Here is a 16098-nt window from a genome sequence, read left to right as displayed (position 1 = left end):
GCTCCGGACCTCCTGTCAGGCCTCCTCGGCGTCGGGGGGACGCAGGGCGGTGAAACCGTCCGACGAAGCGGCGTACGCGGCGAGGATACCGGCCACGGCCGGGGAATTGTGGATCAATCCGCGCAGCGCCCTGGACACCGCGTCGGCGAGTGGAACCCACACCACCGGCATGTCCGTCTCCTCGTTCTGGGGCACGAAGTCGAGCTCGCCGGGGGCGAGTTCCGTCAGGTCGCGGGCCAGGAAGATCCGGATGCGCTCGTCCGACATGCCGGGGCTGGTGAGGATGTCCAGCAGGGTGTGCCAGGTCTTGGCGCGGTAGCCCGCCTCCTCGGCGAGCTCGCGCGCCGCGCAGTCCACCAGCGGCTCCCCCGGCACGTCCCTGATGCCGGCCGGGAGCTCCCACAGCAGCTTGCGGGGCGGGTGGCGGTACTGGCGCAGCAGCAGCACCCGGCCCTCGTCGTCCAGCGCGAGCACGGCTACCGAGCCGGGGTGCCGGACGTAGTCGCGGTCGGCGGCGCCGTCGCCGGGCATGCGGACCTTGTCGGTGGCCACCGCGATCACCCGGGCGCGGAAGTGCTCGGCGCTCGCCAGCACCTCCCACGACTCCGGCACATCGGTGACGTCCTCGGCGGTCAGCCCGTGCGGGGCCCTCGCGTCGGGGCTCACGCGGTCCGCCCGGCCTTGGCCTCGGTCTCCCGGATGTCGGCGTAGTTCTGCGCGGCCTCGATCAGGCCGTTGAACAGCGGGTGCGGACGGGTGGGGCGGGAGCGGAACTCCGGGTGGGCCTGGGTGCCGACGAAGAACGGGTGGACGTCGGGGTCCAGCTCGGCGTACTCGACCAGGCGGCCGTCCGGCGACAGGCCGGAGAACACCATGCCGACCCGCTCCAGGGGCTCGCGGTAGGCGTTGCCCACCTCGTACCGGTGGCGGTGCCGCTCGTCGGCGTGGGTGGAGCCGTACAGCCTGCGGACGATGGAGCCGTCCGACAGCTTGGCCGGGTACAGGCCGAGGCGCATGGTGCCGCCCATGTCGCGCTCGCCCGCCACCACGTCCTCCTGGTCGGCCATGGTGGAGATGACCGGATGGGGGGTGTCGGGGACGAACTCGGTGCTGTTGGCGTCCTCGATGCCGGCCAGGTTGCGGGCGGCCTCGATGACCATGCACTGCATGCCGAGGCAGATGCCGAGCAGGGGGACGCGCCGCTCGCGGGCGTGCCGGACCGCGCCGACCTTGCCCTCGATGCCGCGCACCCCGAAGCCGCCGGGGATCAGCACGCCGTCCACGCCGTCGAGCTCGCGGGCGGCGCCCTCTGGGGTCTCGCAGTCGTCGCTCTTCACCCAGCGGATGTTGATCCGGGCGTCGCGGGCGAACCCGCCGGCGCGCAGGGCCTCGGTGACCGACAGGTAGGCGTCGGGCAGGTCGATGTACTTGCCGACGAGGGCGATGGTGACCTCGGTGGCGGGGCGGTGCACGCGGCGCAGCAGCTGGTCCCACTCCTGCCAGTCGACGTCGCGGAACGGCAGGCCGAGGCGGCGGATGACGTACGCGTCCAGGCCCTCGGAGTGCAGGACCTTCGGGATGTCGTAGATGCTCGGGGCGTCCATCGCCGAGACCACCGCGTCCTCGTCGACGTCGCACATCAGGCTGATCTTGCGCTTGAGCGAGGTGGTGATGGGGCGGTCGGAGCGGCAGACGATCGCGTCGGGCTGGATGCCGATGCTGCGCAGGGCGGCCACCGAGTGCTGGGTGGGCTTGGTCTTCAGCTCGCCGCTCGGGCCGATGTACGGCAGCAGCGAGACGTGCAGGAAGAAGACGTTGTCCCTGCCCACCTCGTGGCGGACCTGGCGGACGGCCTCCAGGAACGGCAGCGACTCGATGTCGCCGACCGTGCCGCCGACCTCGGTGATCACCACGTCGACGTCGGGGGAGGCCATGCCGCGGATGCGGTCCTTGATCTCGTTGGTGATGTGCGGGATCACCTGCACCGTGTCGCCGAGGTACTCCCCGCGCCGCTCCTTGGCGATCACGTTGGAGTACACCTGACCGGTGGTCACGTTGGCCGAGCCGTGCAGCTCGGTGTCCAGGAAACGTTCGTAGTGGCCGACGTCGAGGTCGGTCTCGGCGCCGTCGTCGGTGACGAAGACCTCACCGTGCTGGAACGGGTTCATCGTTCCGGGGTCGACGTTGAGGTAGGGGTCCAGCTTCTGCATGGTGACCCGCAGGCCGCGAAGCTTCAGCAGGCGCCCCAGGCTGGAGGCGGTGAGCCCTTTACCGAGACTGGAGGCGACGCCTCCGGTGACGAACAGATGCTTTGTTGGTGCGGCGCTGCGCAAGGAGGGTCTCCCGTGGTCCGTCGTGTCGCGGCCGTCCGGCGAGCGGCCGCGTGTCCACGGGCTCTCAGAATATCAAAGGCGGCCTGCGAAGTGCCCGAACACTTCCCGGGCCTCCGTTCCCAGCATGCTAACCACGGGGTAACTTTTCCGATTATGTCACCCCGTGAGGTAATACGCCGGTTCGCTGGCGCCCTGGTACACCGTGCGTGGTCCGTCCTGCGGGTGGCCGGTGCGGTCACGCCGCGGACCCCCGCACGGTACCGCTTCCGGCGGCTAGGCGAAGGGGCCTGCCTGGCCTTCCCCCAGGGCGCGATCTTCGGGGAGGCGTGGATCGAGATCGGCGACCACACCCTGGTCGGCGAGCGGGTGTCCATCTCGGCCGGCATGGGTCCCGGCGTGGACCTCGGGCCGCACTCCCTGGTCCGCGTCGGCGCCCGCTGCTCCATCGGCCGCGGCAGCCACATCGTCGGCCATCACTCGATCGACATCGGCGACGACGTCTTCACCGGCCCGTACGTCTACATCACCGATCAGAACCACGTGTACGACGACCCCGAGACGCCCATCGGCCGCCAGTGGCCCCGCAACAACCCCGTCTCCATCGGCGCGGGCTCGTGGCTCGGCACCGGCGCCATCATCCTCCCCGGCACCCGCATAGGCCGCCAGTCCGTGGTCGCCGGCGGCGCCGTGGTCCGCGGCGAGTTCCCCGACCACTGCGTGATCGCCGGCGTCCCCGCCCGGGTGGTCCGCCGCTACTCCCCCGGCTCCGGCTGGCACGCCCCCCTCCACGACGCTTCCATGCACGACGCCCCGCTACGGGGAACCTCCCTGGACGACGCCCCCCGGCGGGGCACGCCCCTGGACGACGGCCCCCTGCGCGACGCCTCCCCGCTTCCACGGGACGCCTCCCTGCTTCCCGCACCCCGGCACGACCCCTATCCGCACGACGCCACCCCGCCCGGCGCCCCGGACCCCCGTCCCGGCGCCTCCGTGCCCCCTGGCGACCTCCCAGCCCCTTCCCGGCTGGACGAGGTGCCCCTCGCCACCGAGGACGGCTGGGAGGGGCCTACGGCCCTCCCGGGGCCCGGCGCCCTCCGGACCCTGCGCCCCGGCGCCTGAAGGCCTGAAGGCCGTCCGGACGGCCGGGCGGGAACGCGGACCGCCCCCTCCTTCGTTCCGTCATCAAGACGATCTCGAAGGAGTGAAGCATCCGATGCTGGCGGCGCTGACCGGTCTCGGCCTGTCCACCGCGGCGGGACTGAACGCCTACATCCCGCTGCTCGTGGTGGGCCTGGCCGCCAACCTCACCGACGCCGTGAAACTCCCCGACGGCTACGCGTGGCTCTCCAACGGCTGGGTCCTGGCGATCATCGCCGTCCTGCTGACCGCCGAGTTCGTCCTGGACAAGGTCCCGGTGGTCGACCACGTCAACGACATGATCCAGACCGCCGTGCGCCCCGCCGCCGGCGGCGTGGTCTTCAGCGCCACCCAGGCCGCCTCCCAGCTGGACCACTCCACCTGGATGACCCAGAACCCCTGGCTCGGGTGGGTCCTCGGCGTAGGCGTGGCCCTGGCGGTCCACATCATGAAGTCCACCGCCCGCCCCGTCGTCAACGCCACCACCGCCGGCATGGGCGCCCCCGTGGTCAGCACCGCCGAAGACGCCGGCTCCCTGGGCCTGAGCCTGCTCGCCGTCTTCTTCCCTCTCCTGGTGATCGCCGCCCTGGCCCTCCTGGCCCTCCCCGTCTGGTGGGTGATCCGCCGTCGCCGATCCCGCCGCACCGCCCGTACCCAACGACTCCCGCACCCTTCATGATGGATTCTGCGGACGCGACCTCAGGGTGACGAAGCGTGGCATGATGGTGATGCTGTGTAACGCCCTCTCTTGGAGAGGAAGGAGATCATCGGGATGACGACGGCGCTCCCCGAGTGGTTCTACCCCGGTCCAAAGGGCGGATGGACAGCAGACATGCTGGACCACCTTCCGCCTGACGCGCCGAAGCGTGTCGAACTGATTGACGGCTCTCTCATCGTGATGTCCCCCCAGACACGGTTCCACGCCCTGATGATCCGCCTCCTCATGCATCCGGAGCTCGGCATACGACCTCCCGGCTACTTGGAGGTGATCCAGGAGATGACCGTCACCCTCGGCCTCAGGCAGCGTCCCGAGCCTGACGTCCTGGTGGTCACCAAGGAGACCGCCGACAACCTTTCCCGCACCTCCTACCGACCCGAGGAGGTCCACCTGGTCGTCGAGATCGTCTCCGCGGAGTCGGTGGAGCGGGATCGGATCACCAAACCCATCAAGTACTCCAGCGCGGGCATCAGGTTCCTGTGGCGCGTGGAGCTCGAAGACGACCACCCGGTGGCCTACACCTACGAGCTGGACCCCGCCGTGAAGGCGTACGTCCCCACGGGCATCCACCGGGGCCGCCTGCGCACCCACATCGGTTTCGACGTGGACATCGAGCTGGACTTCCTGAAGCTCCTGGCCTGACCTTCGTTCAGTGCACGCCGGCTTCGCGCATGTCGCGGAGTTCGCGTTTGAGGTCCTTGATCTCGTCGCGGAGGCGGGCGGCCACCTCGAACTGCAGGTCGGTGGCGGACTGGTGCATCTGGTCGGTCAGGGACTGGATCAAAGACTCCAGCTGGGCACGGGGCATCTCGCCGGCGATGGCCTTGGCGTGCTGGCCGGTCTGGCGGGCGGCGTAGCCGGGGACGGGGGCCTTGCCGCGGCTCTGCTGACGGCCGGCACCGAGGAGCTTGTCGGTGTCGGCGTCCTCCCGGGCCAGGGTGTCGAGGATGTCGGCGATCTTCTTGCGGAGGGGCTGCGGGTCGATGCCGTTGGCCTGGTTGTAGGCCACCTGCTTGGCGCGGCGGCGGTTGGTCTCGTCGATCGCGCGTTCCATGGACGGGGTGACGCGGTCGGCGTACATGTGGACCTGGCCGGAGACGTTGCGGGCGGCGCGGCCGATGGTCTGGATCAGGGAGGTCTCGCTGCGCAGGAAGCCCTCCTTGTCGGCGTCGAGGATGGCGACCAGGGAGACCTCGGGGAGGTCGAGGCCCTCACGAAGGAGGTTGATGCCGACCAGGACGTCGTACTCGCCGAGGCGCAGCTCGCGCAGCAGCTCGATGCGGCGCAGGGTGTCGACCTCGCTGTGGAGGTACCGCACGCGGATGCCGAGCTCCAGGAGGTAGTCGGTGAGGTCCTCGGACATCTTCTTGGTCAGAGTGGTGACCAGCACCCGCTCGTCGCGGTCGGCCCGCTCGCGGATCTCGTGGACCAGGTCGTCGATCTGGCCCTTGGTCGGCTTGACGACCACCTCGGGGTCGATCAGGCCGGTCGGGCGGATCACCTGCTCGACCACGTCGCCGCCGCTGCGGCCGAGCTCGTACGACCCGGGGGTCGCCGAGAGGTAGACGGTCTGGCCGATGCGATCCAGGAACTCCTCCCACTTCAGCGGGCGGTTGTCCATCGCGGACGGCAGGCGGAAGCCGTGGTCGACCAGCACCCGCTTGCGGGAGGCGTCGCCCTCGTACATCGCGCCGATCTGCGGGACGGTCTGGTGGGACTCGTCGAGCACCAGCAGGAAGTCCTCGGGGAAGTAGTCGAGCAGGGTGTGCGGCGCGGTGCCGGCCCCGCGGCCGTCGATGTGCCGCGAGTAGTTCTCGATGCCGGAGCAGGAGCCGATCTGGCGCATCATCTCGAGGTCGTAGGTGGTGCGCATGCGCAGCCGCTGGGCCTCCAGCAGCTTGCCCTGCTTCTCCATGGTCGCCAGCGACTCCGCCAGCTCGGCCTCGATGTCGCGGATCGCCCGCTCCATGCGCTCGGGGCCCGCGACGTAGTGGGAGGCCGGGAAGACGTACATCTCCTGGTCCTCAGTGATCACCTCGCCGGTGAGCGGGTGGAGGGTGGCGAGCTTCTCGATCTCGTCGCCGAACATCTCGATGCGCACGGCCAGCTCTTCGTACTGCGGGATGATCTCGATGGTGTCGCCGCGCACCCGGAAGGTGCCCCGGGTGAAGGCAAGGTCGTTGCGGGTGTACTGCATGTCGACCAGGCGGCGCAGCAGCCGGTCGCGCTCGATCTCCTGGCCGACCTTGAGCCGCAGCATGCGGTCGACGTACTCCTGCGGGGTGCCGAGGCCGTAGATGCACGACACCGAGGCGACCACGACGGTGTCGCGGCGGGTGAGCAGCGAGTTGGTCGCCGAGTGGCGCAGGCGGTCCACCTCGTCGTTGATCGAGGAGTCCTTCTCGATGTAGGTGTCGGTCTGCGGGACGTACGCCTCGGGCTGGTAGTAGTCGTAGTACGAGACGAAGTATTCGACGGCGTTGTTGGGGAGCATCTCGCGCAGCTCGTTGGCGAACTGGGCGGCGAGCGTCTTGTTGGGCTGCATGACCAGGGCGGGGCGCTGGAGCCGCTCGATCAGCCACGCCACGGTGGCGGTCTTGCCGGTGCCCGTGGCACCCAGCAGGACGTTGTCCTTGTCGCCCGCCTTCAGGCGGCGCTCCAGATCGGCGATCGCCGTCGGCTGGTCCCCGGACGGTGTCATCTCGGTGACGACCTCGAAAGGTGCCACCCTGCGCTGCAAATCGGTTACCGGCCTCACGTCTCCATAACCTACGCCGCCCCACCGACAATTCCGCCGCCTTCGCCGGCTACCCCGCGGTGAGCGACAGGGCCGCGACGGCGGCGGCGACCGCGGCGACCGCCAGGCAGGCCCCCGTGACCAGGAACGTCATCGGCCGGACCCGCACCCCGTGGCGGCGGCACGTCTCGAACCACAGCAGGGTGGCCACCGACGCCCACGGCGTGATCACCGAGCCGGCGTTGACGCCGATCAGCAGGGCCAGCAGGTCGTCCCGCCCGCCCGGCGGGATCACCCGCTCCCCCGCGTAGTAGGCGGGCAGGTTGTTCACGACGTTGGCCAGGCCCGCGCCCGCCGCGGCCGTGCGGTAGCCGCCGTCGCCTGCCAGCGCACGGGTCAGGTCGTCGAGGCCGTACCGGCTGAGCGCGGGCACCACGAGGAACAGGCCGACGACGAAGGCGACGAGCTGCCAGGGCACCAGGCCCCAGGTGAGCTTCGAGCGGTCGCGCCAGGCGAACGCCGCGACCAGCGCCGCCGCGGCGGCGACGGCCACCGCGGCGATGGGGGCGCCCGCCAGGACGGCCGCCACGAACACCACGCAGACCGCGGCCGCCGTCCAGAACAGCGCCGGGTCGCGCACCGGGGCGGGCGGCGGGGGGTGGTAGCCGTCGGGGGTGTCCCGTGCGCCGCGCCGCCAGAAGAAGATCCACAGCAGCAGCGCCGTCACCGCGAGGGCCGCGGCCTGGGGGGCCCACATGCGGGCGGCGAACCCATGGGTGGACAGTGCCAGCCTGCCCTCGGCCAGCAGGTTGGTGAGGTTGGACACCGGCAGCAGCAGGCTGGCGGTGTTGGCGAGCCAGATCGTGGTCATCGCCAGGGGCAGCGCCGGGATGTCGGTCCGGGCCGCCAGCGCCAGCAGCACCGGGGTCAGCAGCACCGCGGTGGTGTCGAGGTTCAGGAACATCGTGATCAGCGCGGCGAACGCCACGCACAGCGCGAACAGAGCCCAGTACCTGCCCCGCCCGGCGATGGCGAGCCGGGCGGCGAGCACGTCGAAGACGTCCGCCTCCTTGACCAGCTCGGCGAAGACGATCACCGCCGTGAGGAACACCAGCAGCGGCCCGACCCGGCCGAGGTCCGCCACCGCCTCCCGCCACGGCAGCACCCCCGTCGCCACGCACAGCAGGCCCACGACGAGGACGGCGACCCGCACCAGGTCGAGGGACGTCAGACGCCGCACCACTGCTCCCGGCCCGTCCCCGGCCCGGCGGCGCGGCAGGGCGCCTGGAGCGTTCCGGGCCTGGCGGTTCGGTGGAGGGCCCGGTGAGGGGCCCCGGTGTCGTGGAGCACTGGGCTAACGGGCCTCGCGGCGGGACAGCAGGCTCTGCCAGACCTCGCCGGCGCGGGCGTCGAGCTCGTCCAGGGGGCCCTCGTTGGGGATGACGATGTCGGCGACGGCCAGGCGGTCCTCGCGGGTGGCCTGGGCCTTGATGCGGGCCAGGGCGTCGTCCTCGGTCATGCCGCGCAGGGTGGTGAGCCGGGAGAGGCGGACGTCGTCGGGGGCGTCGACGACGATCACCACGTCGTACATGGGGGCCAGGCCGTTCTCGGCCAGCAGGGGGACGTCGTACACCACCACGGCGTCCTCGGGGGCCTGCCGCTGGAGCTCGGCGACGCGCTCGCCGACCCGGGGGTGCACGATGGCGTTCAGGCGGGCCAGGCGCTCCGGATCGGCGAAGACGACGCGGCCGAGCTTCTCGCGGTCGAGCGCGCCGTCGGGGCGGAGCATCTCGGGGCCGAACTCGTCGACGATCAGCGCCAGGCCGCTCGTGCCCGGCTCGACCACCTCTCGGGCGATCTTGTCGGCGTCGATGACCACGGCGCCGAGCGCGCCGAGACGCCTCGCGGCCTCGCTCTTGCCCGACCCGATCCCGCCGGTCAGCCCCACCTTAAGCATGGACGGAAGCGTAGCCCGTCGGGGTGGGCACGGTTTTGCGGAGGTGGATGAGGGTGAGGTGGGGGTGGAGGCGCTCGCGGCGGGTCTCGTGGTAGCCCTGGCGGCGGTACAGCCGGAGGTTGGCCTCGGAGAGATGGCCGGTGAAGAGATCGAAGGCGTCGGCGGGCGGGGACATCTCAGCCTCGATCGCCCGCAGTAACGCGGTGCCGAGCCCCTTGCCCTGCCGGTCGGGCACGACCGCGAGACGGCCGATCACGGCGGTGGTGCCGGTGAGCCGCCCGCGCACGCTGCCGACGACGCGCCCGCCGTCCAGGGCCTTCAGCACCACGGCGGTCTCCACGGCCTCCCGCATGCCCGCAAGGGACTCCACGAGCGGCGGGATGAACGGGTCGCCGTACAGCTGCGCCTCGCCGACGTAGGCGGCCCGCTGGACGGTCAGAAGCTCTCCGGCGTCCTCGGGCCGGGCCCGTTCGATCAGCGTCACCCGGCCACTGTAGGGCACCCGCCCGGCATCACGGCGGGGGGTGTCGCGCAGGGCCCGCGAATGGGCGCGCAGGGCCCGGGAGTAAGCGCAAAGGGCCCGGAAATGGGCGCGAACGGTCCGGAAATAATGGCGCGAAAGGCCCGGAAATGGGGCGAGGACCCCGCGGATCGCGGGGTCCTCGCCGGTGAAACGGTGCTCCAGGGTCAGCTCTGGCCGCCGGCCAGCTTCTCCCGGAGGGCGGCGAGCGCCTCGTCCGACGCCAGGGCGCCACCGGCCGGAGTGGCACCGGTGGACGACGACGGCGGGGTCTCGCCGGAGTAGGACGACGGAGCAGCCGCCTGGGCCTCCTCGGCGCGAGCCTTCTCCACCTGCGACTTGTGGGCCTCGAAGCGGGTCTGGGCCTCGGCGTACTGCCGCTCCCACTCCTCGCGCTGCTTCTCGAAGCCCTCGAGCCACTCCCCGGTCTCCGGGTCGAAGCCGTCGGGGTAGATGTAGTTGCCCTGCTCGTCGTAGTTCGCCGCCATGCCGTACAGCGTGGGGTCGAACTCGACGTCGGCGCCGATCGCGCCCTCGTTCGCCTGCTTCAGCGACAGCGAGATGCGACGGCGGTCGAGGTCGATGTCGATGATCTTCACGAAGATCTCGTCGCCGACCTGGACGACCTGCTCGGGGATCTCGACGTGGCGCTCGGCCAGCTCGGAGATGTGGACCAGGCCCTCGATGCCCTCCTCGACCCGGACGAACGCACCGAACGGCACCAGCTTGGTGACGCGCCCGGGGACGACCTGGCCGATCTGGTGGGTGCGGGCGAACTGCTGCCAGGGGTCCTCCTGCGTCGCCTTCAGCGACAGGGAGACCCGCTCGCGCTCCATGTCCACGTCGAGCACCTCGACGGTGACCTCCTGGCCGACCTCGACGACCTCGGAGGGGTGGTCGATGTGCTTCCAGGACAGCTCCGACACGTGAACCAGGCCGTCGACCCCACCGAGGTCGACGAATGCGCCGAAGTTGACGATCGAGGAGACGACGCCCTTGCGGACCTGACCCTTCTGGAGGGTGTTGAGGAACGTCTGGCGCACCTCGGACTGGGTCTGCTCGAGCCAGGCGCGGCGGGACAGGACCACGTTGTTGCGGTTCTTGTCCAGCTCGATGATCTTCGCCTCGAGCTCGCGGCCGACATACGGCTGCAGGTCGCGCACGCGGCGCATCTCGACCAGCGACGCGGGCAGGAAGCCGCGCAGACCGATGTCGAGGATCAGGCCGCCCTTGACGACCTCGATGACCGTGCCGGTGACGATGCCGTCCTCGTCCTTGATCTTTTCGATCGTGCCCCAGGCGCGCTCGTACTGAGCACGCTTCTTGGAGAGGATGAGACGGCCTTCCTTGTCCTCCTTCTGAAGGACAAGCGCCTCGACGTGCTCCCCGACCTCGACGACCTCGGCCGGGTCGACATCGTGCTTGATCGAGAGCTCGCGCGAGGGGATTACGCCCTCGGTCTTGTAGCCGATGTCGAGCAAGACCTCGTCTCGATCGACCTTGACGACGGTGCCTTCGACGATGTCGCCGTCATTGAAGTACTTGATGGTCTCGTCGATCGCGGCGAGGAAGGCCTCCTCGGAACCGATGTCGTTGACCGCTACCTGCGGGGTGTTCGAGGTGGCCTCAGTGCTGCTCGTCATGTGTGGAATTGCTCCGAACGCGGACAGATGTCGATGTGGCGGGCGCGCAGCAGGCCCTCTGTCGCTCAAGCCGAGGATGGTCAGCATGACCCATGGTCGACATGACCGAGCGCGAGCCCGCTCCGTCCGAGGCGCACGCAGGCCCACAGCGCAGCGATCAGCATATGCAAGCACGCGGGGCCCGGTCAATCCGGCGCCCACCCGCACAACCGCCGCAAGACCTCAGTAGACGACGGTCAACCGGCCAAGCTTTGCCTGGATCTTACCGCGAAATCGTTGTGGCATGGAGATGTGGCCGGGGTCACCGTCCGATGTGTAGCGCTCTCGGGGGTGCGCGTCAAGCCACTCTAGCCAGTGCTGGGAGCACCATTTACGACATTCTCCTTTTTTGCCATTGGACTGGATGCGCGGGATGTCGAAGCGGTCGAAGCTCTTCGCGTAGGGCGAAACCGACGGCTCGGCTCCGGCCAGGAAAACGGCGTCGAAGTGGTACTTGGTGCCGTCCCAGGAACCCTCGTGCGACACCGAGCGCTTCCTCGGCCTGCTGCCGTACGGCAGGGCGAAGGTCTTGGACGGCGGGGCGCCGAGGCTCTTCAGGAGGCGCTGCTGGCGGACGATGGCCTCGCTGACCCTCTTCTTCGTCAGGCGGCGCAGATCCGGATGGCCGTAGGTGTGGTTGGCGACCTCGAAGCCGTGGTGGGTGAGCCACTGGACGGCGGCCCTCTGCCCCGGGCGGTCGGGAGAGCCGAACGGGTCGCGGTTCACCCAGAACGTGGCGACCGGGCGGAACGCCGGGTAGCGCTGGGCGACCTCCAGGATGATCCGCACGGCGGTGTCCGGCACGGGGAGGCCGTCGGCGCCGAGGGCGAAGTGGGAGGGGTTGCCGTCGTCGAAGGTCAGCACGACCGGATGGGCGCCCGCCGGGATGTCGATCTTTCCCGCGGCGAACTCCGCGGCCGTGACGGGCACGTAGCCGCCCTTCGCGAGGTTCTCGAGTTCGGCGCGCAACTGGCCCGGGGTCCGGTCGATGTTCGCGATCCGCTTGCGGAGGATGCGGTGGTACATGATCACCGGGACCAGGCCCAGCTCGTTCGCGCCCACCTCCCGGGCCCACTCCGGGGTCGCCTTCACCGCCGGCGGCGCCTGGACCCGGCTCCGCGGCGGCGGCGTCTCCTTCTGGACCGGTCTGGCTTCCCTCTCCGCCGGACGCCCGAAGGGCAGCACGAGCAGCGCCACGACCGCGACGATCATCACAGCGACGTTGATGACGGCGATGACGTGCGTCAGTCCGGGTGCGCTCCGCACAGTTGCTCCCTGAAGATTCTCCTCGACGATCTTCTCCCAGGACAGCCTCAAGCGCCCCAAGCGGCGCCAGCGTACACGTCCAGCATGTACCGGCATTTGCCGAAGTCGTAAGCTCAAGCCGCCCATATGACCCACGGCCCCGCCGCGCGGGAAGCGGGCCGCGGGGCGCCCTCACCCGGCGCCGGCGCCCGCCCGCCGGACGGGCTTCGCGCCGCGGGCCCAGCTCCGTAGCAGGAGGAAGCGCAGGGCCGTGGTGACGAGATTGGCGGCCGTCAGCACGCCGAGTTCCAGCGGCCGGCCGGGAGCGGGGACGAGGGCGTGCAGCGCGGCGAGCGAGGCGCCGGTGAGGCCGAGGCCGGCGGCGAACAGAGCCAGCCCCTGGGCGTGGTGCCGCCACAAGCCGGCCGGGCCGCGCACGCCGAAGGCGAAACGGCGGTTGAGGGCGGTGTTGCCCACCGCGGTGACGAGCAGGGCGGCGAGGTTGGCGATCTGGGCGCCGGTCTGCGCGCGCAGCAGGGCGTACAGCACGAGGTAGGCGAGGGTGCTGGCCAGGCCCACGGCGGCGAACCGTACCACTTGGCCGGCCAGGCCGGCGGGCACGCCCGGCACGGGCCGCGGGGCGCGTCCCAGTTGCTCGCGCAGCAGCGCCAGGGGCAACCGGCCGGTGGCGAGCGTGGTGGCCAGCCGGGCGACGCCCCTGAGGTCGGCGACGGCGGTGCGCACGATGTCGACCCTGCTGTCGGGGTCGTCGACCCAGTCGACCGGGACCTCGTGGATGCGCAGGCCGGCGCGCTCGGTGAGGACGAGCAGCTCGGTGTCGAAGAACCAGCCGGTGTCCCGCACCAGGGGCAGCAGCCGCGCGGCCACGTCGGCGCGGACGGCCTTGAAACCGCACTGCGCGTCGGAGAAGCGGGCCGACAGCGTGCCGCGGAGCAGCAGGTTGTAGCAGCGGGAGATGATCTCGCGTTTGGGGCCGCGCGTCACCCGGGCGCCGCGGGTGAGCCGCGAGCCGATCGCCAGGTCGGAGTGCCCGGAGATGAGCGGGGCCACCAGCGGCAGCAGCGCGGCCAGGTCGGTGGACAGGTCGACGTCCATGTACGCGAGCACCGGGGCGTCTGAGGCCGACCAGGCGTGTTTGAGCGCCCGGCCCCGGCCCTTGGCCGCCAGCCGCAGGAATCGGACCTCCCGCAGTTCGGCGGCGAGCGCGGCGGCGATCCGGGGGGTGCGGTCGTCGCTGGCGTTGTCGGCGATCGTGATGCGGAAGGGGTAGGGGAACGCGTGCGCCAGGTGCTCGTGCAGGCGGCGCACACACGGTTCGAGGTCGTCTTCCTCGTTGTGAACGGGCACCACGACGTCGAGTACCGGCGTGCGCTCCGCCGCTCCGGCGTACGCGGCGGCGAGGGCTGGAATGCTCATGGACCCAACGTCACGGGGCGGGCTGTCAGGGCCTTGTGGCGGCGCTGTGGCCCGGCTGTGAGGCCCGCTGGACTCCGTCCGGCCGTGAGGCCCGCTGGACTCCCCCCGGCCGTGAGGCCCGCTGGACTCCCCCCGGCCGTGAGGCCCGCTGGACTCCCCCCGGCCGTGAGGCCCGCTGGACTCCCCCGCGTGGCGGAAAGGGATAGGGCGGCTCCCGTGGGAGCCGCCCTATCGCCGGGGGACCGTCAGGGGGCCGTGCCGGGCGCGGTGAGGTCGTAGACGGTGACGCCGTCGACGACGGTGGCCTGGAACGTGGCCGCCACCCAGGCGGAAATCTGGGCGGCGGTGCCTCCGCCCCCCATGGGCCCGCGATCGCCGCCGACGAAGTAGTGGATCTCGCCGTCGGCGACGTACCGCTGGAACCGGGCGAGGGTGGGTGAGGGGTCGCTGCCGTTGAAGCCGCCGACCGGCATGACGGGACGGCCGGTGGCCAGCTGATATCCCGAGGCGTTCTGCGATCCGACCGCCGCCGCCACCCAGGTGTAGGCACCGGCGTCCCTCCGGAGCAGCTCGGTCAGGGCCGCGCCCGGGGTGGTCCCGTTGAGCAGCCCGCCCATGCCGCCACCCCGCCGCACACCGGCGGGCGGCATGCCGCCGGGCCACCCGCCACCTTGCGCGGCCCCGCCGCCCTGCGCGACCCTGCCGTCCGGGGCACCCTGCGCCGACCCGCCCCGGCCGTCCGGCGCGCCCTGCGCGGCACCGCCCCGGCCGTCCGGCGCGCCACGCGCCGGGGCGCCCGGGGGCGCGCCGCCGGGCCCGCGGGCCGTGGCGGGACCGGCCGACGGTATGGAGCCGCCGTGCGGGGTGGCGGCGGTGTCCAGCGCGTACGCGCCCGGTCCGGCTAGTACGGTGGCTAGAGCCAGCGCCGCGCCGGCGAGGACCGTGCGTGGGGGTAGCCACCGGGAGGCCGCCAGGGCGAGCGCCGCGAGAGCGCCGCCCGCGAGCACCGCCCAGCGCAGCCACGGGACGAACCCGGCGCTGCGCCCGAGCAGCTCCCAGGACCACCAGGCGCTCAGCGCCACGACGGCGGCCGCGACGGGCGGGGCCCACGCGTCGTCCCACCGTCTCCGCAACGTCACCGCGCCCATCCCGGCCAGCGCGGCGACCGGCGGGGCCAGGGCCACGGTGTAGTAGGCGTGGAAGATGCCCCCCATGAAGCTGAACACGCCGGCGGTGACCAGCAGCCAGCCGCCCCAGAGCAGGAAACCGGCGCGGGCGCGGTCCGTGCGCGGCGTACGGGCGGTCACCGCCAGGCCCACGGCGAGCAGGACGAGGGCGGCGGGCAGCAGCCAGGCGATCTGGCCGCCCTGCTCGGCGTCGAACAGGCGCGTCCACCCGGTCTGGCCCCAGCCGCCGCCCGGCCCGCCGCCCACGCTGCCTGTCTCGTCGCCACTCAGCCTGCCCAGGCCGTTGTAGCCCAGCGTCAGCTCCAGGAGGCTGTTGTGCTGCGAACCGCCGATGTAGGGGCGCGCCGACGCGGGCACCAGCTCGACGGCGGCGACGTACCACCCTGCCGAGACGACCAGCGCCGCCCCCGCCGCCAGGAGCTGGAGAACGCGCCTGCCGGCCCTGGGCGGCCCCGCGACGAGGTAGACCAGCGCGAACGCCGGGACCACCAGCAGCGACTGGAGCATCTTGGCCAGGAAGCCGAGACCCACGAAGACACCCGCCCACACCAGCCAGCGGGTGGCGCCGCCCTCCACGGCGCGGACGAGCGCGTACGCGCCCGCGACCAGGAGCAGCACCAGCAGCGCGTCGGGGTTGTCGAAGCGGAACATCAGCGCCGCCACCGGTGTCAGCGCCATCGCCGCACCGGCGATCAGGCCGGCCGCCGGGCCGTACCAGCGGCGCACGGTGGCGTGGAGCAGGCCGGTCGCGGCGACCCCCATGAGCGCCTGCGGCACGAGGACGCTCCAGGAGTTCACCCCGAACAGCCGGGCCGACAGAACCATCACCCACAACGAGGCAGGCGTCTTGTCCACGGTGATCGAGTTGGCGGCGTCCGAGGAGCCGAAGAAGAACGCCGTCCAGTCCTGCGACCCGGCCTGCGCCGCCGCCGCGTAGAAGGAGTTCCCCCATCCGGAGGCGCCGAGATCCCACAGGTACAGCGCGGCGGTGGCCAGCAGCAGCGCCGGCAGGGCCAGCCGTTCCCAGGGGCCGCGCCCCGGCGGGCCGGGGCGCGGCCCTCCGGGCCGCGCCGGACCGGGCGGCGGCCGGTCCACCGGCGCCGGGGACAACGTGGAACTCATCGTCTGCGTCCTTTCGTTCAGGC

At 71.6% G+C, this 16098-nt stretch carries 13 protein-coding genes; 3 read left to right on the top strand and 10 right to left on the bottom strand.

The genetic code is table 11. The annotated features are described in order from the left end of the window. Positions 1-15 precede the first annotated feature (15 nt). Both ACFP1K_RS17065 and ACFP1K_RS17060 read right to left on the bottom strand, forming a co-directional pair. Positions 16-666 carry an NUDIX domain-containing protein gene (locus ACFP1K_RS17065; protein ID WP_380753858.1) on the bottom strand — a complete coding sequence of 217 codons (651 nt, stop codon included), beginning with the start codon at positions 664-666 and terminating at the stop codon, positions 16-18. Then, a complete protein-coding gene (locus ACFP1K_RS17060; RefSeq protein ID WP_380753855.1) occupies positions 663-2333 on the bottom strand; it encodes a CTP synthase in 1671 nt (556 codons plus the stop codon). Before ACFP1K_RS17060 ends, ACFP1K_RS17065 begins: the two co-directional genes overlap by 4 nt. A 222-nt stretch (positions 2334-2555) precedes the next feature. On the opposite strand from ACFP1K_RS17060, the gene ACFP1K_RS17055 reads away from it, so the two are divergent. The 3 genes from ACFP1K_RS17055 to ACFP1K_RS17045 all read left to right on the top strand — a co-directional run bounded on the left by ACFP1K_RS17055 (position 2556) and on the right by ACFP1K_RS17045 (position 4830). Beyond that, positions 2556-3452 carry an acyltransferase gene (locus ACFP1K_RS17055; protein WP_380753853.1) on the top strand — a complete coding sequence of 299 codons (897 nt, stop codon included), beginning with the start codon at positions 2556-2558 and terminating at the stop codon, positions 3450-3452. A 94-nt stretch (positions 3453-3546) separates the two neighbouring features. Then, the gene (locus ACFP1K_RS17050; RefSeq protein ID WP_380753851.1) at positions 3547-4149 is read left to right on the top strand and encodes a DUF4126 domain-containing protein; all 603 of its coding nucleotides are present in this window, start codon (positions 3547-3549) and stop codon (positions 4147-4149) included. A 93-nt stretch (positions 4150-4242) separates the two neighbouring features. Beyond that, positions 4243-4830 carry a Uma2 family endonuclease gene (locus ACFP1K_RS17045; RefSeq protein WP_380753848.1) on the top strand — a complete coding sequence of 196 codons (588 nt, stop codon included), beginning with the start codon at positions 4243-4245 and terminating at the stop codon, positions 4828-4830. A 7-nt stretch (positions 4831-4837) separates the two neighbouring features. Here ACFP1K_RS17045 and uvrB read toward each other — a convergent pair whose 3' ends face one another. From uvrB to ACFP1K_RS17005, 8 genes are all read right to left on the bottom strand, one after another. Next, entirely contained in the window at positions 4838-6946 is a 2109-nt protein-coding gene (uvrB, locus tag ACFP1K_RS17040; RefSeq protein ID WP_380753846.1) for an excinuclease ABC subunit UvrB, read from the bottom strand. A gap of 49 nt (positions 6947-6995) precedes the next feature. Then, complete coding sequence (locus ACFP1K_RS17035; RefSeq protein ID WP_380753843.1) at positions 6996-8165, bottom strand: SLC13 family permease; 1170 nt, start codon at positions 8163-8165, stop codon at positions 6996-6998. Positions 8166-8279: 114 nt separating this feature from the next. Continuing rightward, on the bottom strand, positions 8280-8882 hold the full coding sequence (gene coaE, locus ACFP1K_RS17030; RefSeq protein WP_380753841.1) for a dephospho-CoA kinase: 603 nt from the start codon (positions 8880-8882) through the stop codon (positions 8280-8282). Continuing rightward, the gene (locus ACFP1K_RS17025; protein ID WP_380753838.1) at positions 8875-9366 is read right to left on the bottom strand and encodes a GNAT family N-acetyltransferase; all 492 of its coding nucleotides are present in this window, start codon (positions 9364-9366) and stop codon (positions 8875-8877) included. The genes coaE and ACFP1K_RS17025 overlap by 8 nt, the downstream gene beginning before the upstream one ends. 203 nt (positions 9367-9569) lie before the next feature. Continuing rightward, positions 9570-11045: a 30S ribosomal protein S1 gene (gene rpsA, locus ACFP1K_RS17020; RefSeq protein ID WP_380753836.1), complete on the bottom strand. Its 1476-nt coding sequence runs from the start codon at positions 11043-11045 to the stop codon at positions 9570-9572. Positions 11046-11267: 222 nt separating this feature from the next. Further along, a complete protein-coding gene (locus tag ACFP1K_RS17015) occupies positions 11268-12410 on the bottom strand; it encodes a polysaccharide deacetylase family protein (protein ID WP_380753833.1) in 1143 nt (380 codons plus the stop codon). A 111-nt stretch (positions 12411-12521) separates the two neighbouring features. Beyond that, a complete protein-coding gene (locus ACFP1K_RS17010) occupies positions 12522-13766 on the bottom strand; it encodes a glycosyltransferase (protein WP_380753831.1) in 1245 nt (414 codons plus the stop codon). Positions 13767-14011: 245 nt separating this feature from the next. Then, complete coding sequence (locus tag ACFP1K_RS17005; protein ID WP_380753829.1) at positions 14012-16075, bottom strand: glycosyltransferase family 39 protein; 2064 nt, start codon at positions 16073-16075, stop codon at positions 14012-14014. Between the last annotated feature and the right edge of the window lie 23 nt (positions 16076-16098).

The organism is Sphaerisporangium aureirubrum (assembly GCF_042658925.1).
Classification (GTDB): domain Bacteria; phylum Actinomycetota; class Actinomycetes; order Streptosporangiales; family Streptosporangiaceae; genus Sphaerisporangium; species Sphaerisporangium aureirubrum.
The sequence above is the reverse complement of the archived record's forward strand: the minus strand, read 5'-3'. Positions and strand labels throughout refer to the sequence as shown.